An 8,264-nucleotide genomic window follows, 5' to 3' on the forward strand; every position below is an offset into this window, starting at 1 on the left:
CCATGACTTCCTATCTCGACATCGCGCGCGGGTTCTACGGCGAACGGCCCAAGCTCGTGGAGGGCATGCCCGACGGGATCGAGGCTCTCGCGCACAGCCTGGCCCGCCAGCTCGCCGGCGACCTGGCAAGGAAGGGCCCGGAGTACAGGGCGGCCACCACCGAGGACCTGCCCCCTGCGGCGGCGGAGGCCATCACCGCCGGCCAGGTCAGCGCCGCCTTCCGCAGGTGCGGCAGCACGATGCAGGACCGCCTGGGCCTCCTGCGCGAGGAGATCCGCGCGATGCTCGACTCCCCCGAGGCTCTGCCCCCGGGCCTCTCCGCCGAACGGATCCGGGAGGCCGAGACCCACCTGCGCAATCATGAACGGCGCGACGTAGCGGCCGCCCGGAAGATGGTCCTGACCATCAGCGAGGCCGCGGACGAGTACTGGAACAGCGTCATCGACTATGCCCGGCTGAATGCCACCGCGCCCGCACCCGATCTCGCCGCGCTCATCGAAGAGGCCCGCGAGGCCGAGTGGGAAGCGGCTGCAGCAGTGCGCGAGGGCCTGCACGAGGCACTGGCCTTCGCCCCCGTGGTCGACGGGGATTCGTACACCCTCGCCTCCGACCACGACCCCGAGAACCCGCGGCTCCGAGGCGAACCGGCTGGGGGCAGGAGCCTGCTCGATTGGCGTCCGCAGGAGCTCGGCGTGCACTACCCGCCGGCGACCGACCTGGCGGCGCGTGCCCGGGAGGTCGCCTCCAGGATGGCCTACCCCTTCGGGCTCAAGGACCGTCAGTCCGTCGTCACGATGGTCTCGGCCGCCCTCCTCGTCCACGGCGTCGCTTCCAGTGGGCGGATCCGGAAGAAGGCAGCCCAGGTGCGTCAGGAGGCCGGCGGCAACCCCATGACGGCAGCTGCCCTAGCCCACGGACGGCACCGCGAGAGCACCGCGGTGTTCTCCGGCCTTGACTTCCTCCGCGTCCTCGGAGGCGCCCTCGTGTCCCGTGCGGCAGACCCCGGTGAATCCGGCGCGGGATGGCCCGAGGGCGCCCTCAAGGAGCTCCTCCGGGGCGGGGCCCAGACGGATGAGGGCCGGCAGCTGATCGCGTCCGCGGCACCCCTCGTAGAGGAGCCCGCCTGGACCGACAATGCCTGGGACTCGGTGGGGCACCAGATCGAAGAGATCCTCCGCCGGGACCTCCTCGCCCAGCGGGGAGGCGAGCCCGTCCCGCGCGACGGGGAAGACGCTGCCGAGGGCGCTCCCATGGACGACGGCACCGGACACTTCTACTCCGCCCACGCCGACCACGCGCGATCGAGCATCAGGATGCGGTGCCTCCACGACTTCCGGAACGTCCTGGTGAACACTGAGACCGGAAAGACCGCGGCAGCCGCTGGAGAGGACCCCGACGACGGAGAGGAGCCGGGGGCCTTCGAGCGCCGGTCGCTGTTGGAGACCAACAGCTTCCTGGGCTCCAAGGTGCACCATATCGGCGGCCAGGAGCTGGGCCGATTCCGCAGGATCAACGAGAAAGTCCTGACCAGGATCCGTATGGAGCACCGGTCCCGCACCCATCCCGGCGCGGCGGTCCCCTCCGCCCGGGGGCACTCGTTCCATGAGGACACCGCCCCGGAGCGGCTCACCAAGGCCCTCCACGACCAGTCCCGGAACGCATTGCGCGAGGCTGGCCTGGAACCGGGCCTGTGGCTGGAACAGGGCGTGGACTCCGCCCTGGTGCCCCTGCCGGTCCTCCACAACCGCGGCCTCGCCGGGGTCGAGTCGCCCGAAACGGTCGACGAGGCCCACACCCTCGACCCGCTCTGGCTCATCGCCCTGCGCTCGGCCACGGTGGACAGGCGTCTGGCCGCGCTCTCGACAGCCCCCGGGACGGCCGCCTACCATCCTGTGACTGAGGCGGCCCGCGCGGCCGTCGCCATCCCCCTCGGCGGACGGCTCCTGCGCGAGGCTGCCCAGACCCTCCGGGCCTTCGCAGCGCATCCAGGGGCGAAAGCCTCCGCTGCGGAGACCCTGGACTCCGCCCTGGCCCAGTACGCTGGAAGGGTGTGGAAGGACTCCCCCGAGCGGGCCGAGGCCTGCCTGCACCTGGCGGCTGGCCTCATCCTCGACGCCTACACCCCCCAGGAAGCCTGATGGAACCAGCGACCCCGCGAAGGAAGGCCGCCAGATGACCGATGCCCCTCCCACCCTGCGGGTCGTCCGCGAAGGGCCCCGGGTACGCTTGGCCGGCCCCGCCGCCGGGCCCGTCCCCACAGCCACGGTCGAGGCGGGCGAGTGGGTCCGCGTCGAAGTGGACCCCACCGACGTCCGGGCCCCCGTCGCAGTGGACATCCTCGACCTCGACGCAGGCGACCTCGACCTGCGCGACCTCCTGGGCTCGCCGGCCGTGGACCTCCTCGCCGACCCGGGCACGGGCGAGATCCCGTTCGTTCCCGGCCCCTTCTGGGAGGCCTTGGCGGCGTGCGCGTTCCAGCGGTGGACCCTGCACTGGAACTGCTTCCCCCTCGACCCGGAGCTGATGGCCGTCGACCGTCTCGCCGCCGCCGCCGGCGCCGGCCCGTTCGGCCTCGTCACCGTCCGCGAAGCCCGTCCGATGGCACTGGGCGCGCTGCGCCGGCTCTCCGCGCTGGAACGCGGCGGGTCCCTCTCGCCGGCGGCAGCGCACACCGTCGCCGCCGCGGCCGCCGCCGGGCCGCAGCCCGTACAGCCGGAGCTCGTCGGGGAGGATGCCGCCGATGCCGGGGAGGACCCGGCCGATGTGGAGACCGTGGTGGACTCCCGTCTGGGCTACCTGCGCCGGGGCGCGCCGGTGGCGCACACTCCCTACCTGAGCGCCGACGGGCAGGTCGAGCGGCTCGTAGACTCTCCGGACTGGCGCCTGACCGGCATCGGCATGGCTTCGACCGCCGAAGACATGATCCTCGCCGCCTACACCGACGCCTCCCGCGAGGAGATCCTCATCCGCGTCCCGATCCAAGGGGCCGAGGCCCGTCCGGGGGCAGGTACATTCGACCCGGCCGATGTGCCGTACTACCACGGCATCATCACTGACGCCGTCGAGGGGGAAGTCCTGGCGTTCTTCCCGCTCGCGCCCAACGCCGACGGGAACGCGTTCGAAGGCCGCGGCCCCCTCGCCCGCCCGCTGGTCCCCACTGACGTCCTGGACATCCGTCACCCGGACTCCGCCCAGACCGTCCAGACCGACATGGCCCAGCGCGGGGTCGACCGGGTCCGCCGCTGCGCGGCGCGGGCCTTCTCCGTCCACCGGCTCCGCACCGTTGCCGAGGCCGGGGGGGCCCAGGAAGAGGTACAGGGCCGCCTCGCCGAGACCGCGTCCTTGGCCTGGAAGGAGACCGCCCAGGCCGCAGCGGCCCTGGCCGACTTCCTGGCCTCCAGGGACGCAGGCACGGCGTACGCGTTGAGCTGGGTCAAGGAGGCCCGCAACCGGCAGCGCCAGGCCCTGGCCGAATCGCCCCTCCAGTGGCACCGCACCAGCGCCAAGGCGATCCGCGTCGAGCCCATGCCCGCCCTGCAGGGCCAGCGGACCGTCCCGCCCACGGTGGCGGAGCTGGACCTCGCGGGCGCTCTGGCCGTGCCCCAGGCCCTGTCCGTATGAGCGGGGCCACGCGGACCGAGGTCCTCTTCCGCATGGCCGACAGCGGCAGCACCTACAGCTACTGGCGCTGGCTGGACGACCCCGACAATCCCCGCCATAGGGTCATCCCCCGCGGGGCCGTCGCCGAGGCCGAGGCGCTCATCGCGGCCGCTATGGTCGACCGGGCCGAGGAGGATGGGCCCGACCGGTACGACCCGACCCGCCGGGCGCTGGGGGACGGGCCCCTCTCGAGCCCCGAACGCGAAGCCCCCTGGTCCGCCCAGCTGGCCGATTGGCTCCTCCCCCCGGATCTGGCCCGGGATCTGGACCGCCGCAGCGCCGCGGGGGAGGACATCCTCCTGCGCATCATCCCCAGCCCCAGCCTGGCCCGGGTGCCCTGGGACCTGCTGCCGCTGCCGTCGGGGCGCCGCATCCTCGAGGCGGTCACCGTCCGACTCGATGCCCCGGCCGTGGTCAACGCCAACCGCGGCCGCTTCCCCCAGCCCTGGAACCCGCAGGCACCGGACCGGCCCCTGTACATCCTCGAACCCCCCCACCGGCCCGGCCGCCACGCGGGAAACGAGGTCATCGGCCCCGACGCGAGGGCGCGACTGGCCGAGCAGCTCGCCCACCACGGTGCAGTGCCCGGCGCCGAACTGGACCGCACCATGCTCGGGCGCCTGCTCCGGGGCGAGCCCACCGACGAGTACACGGCAGACACGACAGGCTTCGCCCCGGGCGAACTGCCCACCAGGCTGTTCTACTACGGTCACGCGGACTCGACCCCGAACGAGCCGGGATCCGCCGCCATCCACCTCACCGACGGCCCCGCCACCTTCGGGAACGCCTCCTCCTCGGACGGGCACACCCCTTTCACCGCCCTAGACCTCCTCCGCGGCACGATGGACGTCTTCCGCCGGGACGGCGACGGACTCGCCTACCCCTACCCCGGGAACGTCCCGGGACACGCGATCTGGCCCGTTCCCGCCCGCGTGGCACTGATCGGATGCGAGAGCGGCGCCGACCACCGGGCCCTGGAGACCTTCGGCCTGGTCGTCGCCCTCCTCAACGCCGGTGCCGAGACCGTCACATCCACCCGGTGGACCCTGCCCACCGACAGCGCCTTCCACGACGCCTGTGGCACTTCCAGGCTGGTCACCACCGAGACGGCCCTCGCAGTCGACTCAGCCCACACCGAACCCGACCCAGTCCAGGCCCTGCGGCGGTGGCAGCTCCAGCAGCTCCATGCCTGGACCAGCGGTACCGGCGGCCCGGCCTCCAGCCCCCTGGTCTGGGCAGCCCTCACAACCCACTACTCACCCACCCCAGAACCCCTCACCGAGGAGGAGATCCAGGCCGGGCGCGCCCTCTACACGGACACCGGCACGGATCCCGAGGCGGCCCCGCCGACCGAATGAAAGGAGCTTGGCAGGGCGTCTCTGCGTGTGCGGCCTCCGGAACCCCTTTCCGGCACGTCGCCCGGGTTGAGCTGCTCACCAGGTTCGGATGCACGACGCCACCGCGGGCAGCAGGAGGTCTCCGTCCGACCGGAAGCGGGCCAGGGCCACACGGGCTCCCAGCGCCGAGGGAACGAGCAGGTTCGGCGGAGGAGACACAGGCAGCGGTGCATTCGTCGGCATCGCAGTGACCCCGCCTGCGGTAGCTGCCAGGCTCGCCTCGGCGATCGGCCCGATCCTCGCGGTGACCTTTCCCTTTCCGTTTTCAACGGCGGGGCCGGAGGCCATCCGGTGCAAGGCTCCGTCTGACCCGCTGACCCCGAAGACGGCCGCGTTGATCTGGACCTCGATCAGGTCCGAGACCGTCTGGGGGTCTCCCGTTCCCGCAGCGACATCGAACACGAGTCGTCGGCCCCACCAATAGGTGCGCTGCCATGCGACTCTCTGAGCGGCCGAGATGAAGTCGAAGCGGACGCTGTCCAGGAACCTGAGAGCGGGCAGCACGGCAGCGAGGAGTCCCCGGCCCTTTTCACGCCGGTCGCCTTCGTCCTCCTTCTTCCACAGCTCATCGACCACGTCGAGCTTGAGCAGCGCGATCTCCTGGGGCAGCCCTGCTCGGCGGTAGGCGCGTTCCGCGGAATCAGCGATGAGCAGCGCTTCGCGGGAGGCTCCCGGCTGCTCTGCAGTCTCGCTCGCCAGTTCGCGGAGAGAGTCGCCGAGCCGCTCGAACTGCCCCTGGGCCTCGGCCGATGCGGCCGCCTCGCGCAGAGCGGCGAGATATCCTTCGGGATCGCCGAGCGGCTTCAGGCACCAAGCCTTCATCATCAGAAGTGCGGGCCTGCATCCGGGCATGTCGTGGCGCTGGGCATATCCCAAGGCGAAATCCACAATCTCGAGGGCGGACTGGGACTTGTCGAGTGCTAGGTACGCAAGGGCGCGGAGGGTCTCGGCTTCGACGGCCAAGGCAGAAAGGTCCAATTCCATAGCCTGCTTCGCTGCGTCGTACAGGAACTGTGCTGCGCGCCTGAGCCCGTATTCAGTGACCCAGGGGTGGCTGATCATTCCCTGAGCCATCAGAGTCAGCCCTGAAATCTTCTGCACTGGGGAGGAGACCTTCTGTGCGGAAGCGGCCGCCGCATTGAAGTGGTCGTATGCTTCACGTTCTCTTCCCGTAGAGAGGCAGACCATACCGAGCAGGGATTCCGCCCCACTCTGGACTTCCCATTTCGTCTGCCCTTCGGGCAGGCCAGCCGCAAGCCGGAGAGCCTCTTCGGCGCAGGCCTCGCCCTCCCGCCACCGGTCCCGGGCGAAGTATCCTGTCCCCGCGAATCGGATGAGCAGCGCCAATGCGGCATTGCTCAGCCCGTTTCGGGCGACGAAATCAGACATGACATTGCGGTGTATCTCGATCAGGCCCTCCCAGTCCTGGCGGTAGAGGGCCTCCATTGCCAATATGAGGGCAGAGGCACCTGTGTCTCCGGTCCGCGAGGCCCTCTGCCGGGGTCGCCCGGATCCGTCCAGACTGAAGTCGTTCATCATACCAAGGGTCGTTCGGGCGAGCCTGAGCTCGGGGATCTCCTCGGACGCAGCCGGATCAGAGTCCACACCGTCGAGGATGTCCCGTGCAGCTGCAATTTCACCGTACTGGACGAGCAGCGCTGCGAAGGTCCCTGCGGCCTTGAGGGCGGACTTCCTGTCGGAGCCCGCCGCTGCCTTTGCCATGGCACCGAAGTACCTGGCTTTGGCTGCGTTCTGATGGCTGTGGAGCAGGTTGCGGGCAAGGAGAACTTGGCTTTCGACGGCGTCTTCGAGGCGCCCAGCACGGGTGTACTCGAAGATTGCCCGCTCGAAGGCCTCCGTGGACCTCGTGGTCTCGCCGGCCCCCCAGAGGATCCGCGCGATTTTATCGTATGCGTCTCCTCTGGTTCCGCCAGCCTCGGGGAGAGAGCGCAGCTGCCGCAGTGCCCCTCGCACGACATCCACCGCCTCGTGTGCACGGTTCTCGCGGTCGAGGTTATCTGCCAGCCTGAGCTTGGATCGGGCAGCCTCTTGCGCGTCGCCGTTGCTGGCGTAGAGGCGGGAGGCGAGGCGGTAGGCGGAGGACGAGTCCCTGTACCGCCCGAGGCTTTGGAGGCTGATCCCGATGCCCCAGTGGGCTCCGGCGACCGTTCCCCATTCGGCCTCGGCCCCCCGGGCGAGGACCTCCTCGTAGACCGCGACAGCGTCCCCGTGCCGGCCCTGAGAGCGGATGGAATCCGCTGCCCGGGCCAGAATCCGGACCGCGTCCGCGGCCCGGCCGAGCCGCTCGTACATGTCTGCGGCGGTGCGGCGGCTGTCCTCGGCCTCGGCGTGCCGGTCACGAGCCTGGAAGGTGTCGGCGATCCACTCCAAGGCGAGAGCGGCGTCTGCCTGGCTCTCGTGCCCGGTGTACTGGGCCAGGGCCGAGCGGAACGATGCCTCGGCCTCCTCGTACCGTCCGAGGCGGTACAGGCTGATCCCGATGCCCCAGTGGGCTCCGGCGACCGTTCCCCATTCGGCCTCGGCCCCCCGGGCGAGGACCTCCTCGTAGACCGCGACAGCGTCCCCGTGCCGTCCCTGCGAGCGGATGGACGCCGCTGCCCGGGCCAGAATCCGGACCGCGTCCGCGGCCCGGCCGAGCCGCTCGTACATGTCTGCGGCGGTGCGGCGGCTGTCCTCGGCCTCGGCGTGCCGGTCACGAGCCTGGAAGGTGTCGGCGATCCACTCCAAGGCTAGAGCGGCGCTTCTCTGGCTCTCGTGCTCGGTGTACTGGGCCAGGGCCGAGCGGAACGATGTCTCGGCCTCCTCGTACCGTCCGAGGCGGTACAGGCTGACCCCCATGCCGAAGCGGGCCTCGGCGACCGTTCCCCATTCGGCCTCGGCCCCCCGGGCGAGGACCTCCTCGTAGACCGCGACAGCGTCCCCGTGCCGTCCCTGCGAGCGGATGGATGCCGCGGCCTTCTGGAGGTTCCGGAGAACATCCGCGGCCCGGCCGAGCCGCTTGTGCATGTCTGCGGCGGTGCGGCGGCTGTCCTCGGCCTCGGCGTGCCGGTCACGAGCCTGGAAGGTGTCGGCGATCCACTCCCAGGCGGCAGCGGGGTTAGCCTGGCTCTCGTGCCCGGTGCACTGGGCCAGGGCCGAGCGGAGCGATGCCTCGGCCTCCTCGTACCGCCCGAGATGGTACAGGCT

Annotated in this window: 4 protein-coding genes; 3 read left to right on the forward strand and 1 reads right to left on the reverse strand. The window is 71.0% G+C overall.

Going from position 1 to position 8,264, the window contains the following annotated elements; translation table 11 throughout:
* Nucleotides 1-2 precede the first annotated feature (2 nt).
* The 3 genes from LK10_RS05020 to LK10_RS05030 are packed head-to-tail and all read left to right on the forward strand — an operon-like array spanning nucleotide 3 to nucleotide 5,018.
* Nucleotides 3-2,138, forward strand: a complete 2,136-nt coding sequence (locus tag LK10_RS05020) for a hypothetical protein (protein ID WP_043120673.1) — start codon at nucleotides 3-5, stop codon at nucleotides 2,136-2,138.
* Between the two features lie 34 nt (nucleotides 2,139-2,172).
* The gene (locus tag LK10_RS05025; protein WP_043120675.1) at nucleotides 2,173-3,621 is read left to right on the forward strand and encodes a hypothetical protein; all 1,449 of its coding nucleotides are present in this window, start codon (nucleotides 2,173-2,175) and stop codon (nucleotides 3,619-3,621) included.
* Nucleotides 3,618-5,018, forward strand: coding sequence for a CHAT domain-containing protein (locus LK10_RS05030; RefSeq protein WP_052206976.1), 1,401 nt, complete (start codon nucleotides 3,618-3,620; stop codon nucleotides 5,016-5,018). The genes LK10_RS05025 and LK10_RS05030 overlap by 4 nt, the downstream gene beginning before the upstream one ends.
* A gap of 75 nt (nucleotides 5,019-5,093) precedes the next feature.
* On the opposite strand, the gene LK10_RS05035 is transcribed toward LK10_RS05030, so the two are convergent.
* On the reverse strand, nucleotides 5,094-8,264 hold a 3,171-nt coding region (locus LK10_RS05035; protein ID WP_043120677.1), incomplete at its 5' end, for a tetratricopeptide repeat protein.

Origin of the sequence: Sinomonas humi (assembly GCF_000802235.1) — a bacterium.
GTDB classification, from domain to species: domain Bacteria; phylum Actinomycetota; class Actinomycetes; order Actinomycetales; family Micrococcaceae; genus Sinomonas; species Sinomonas humi.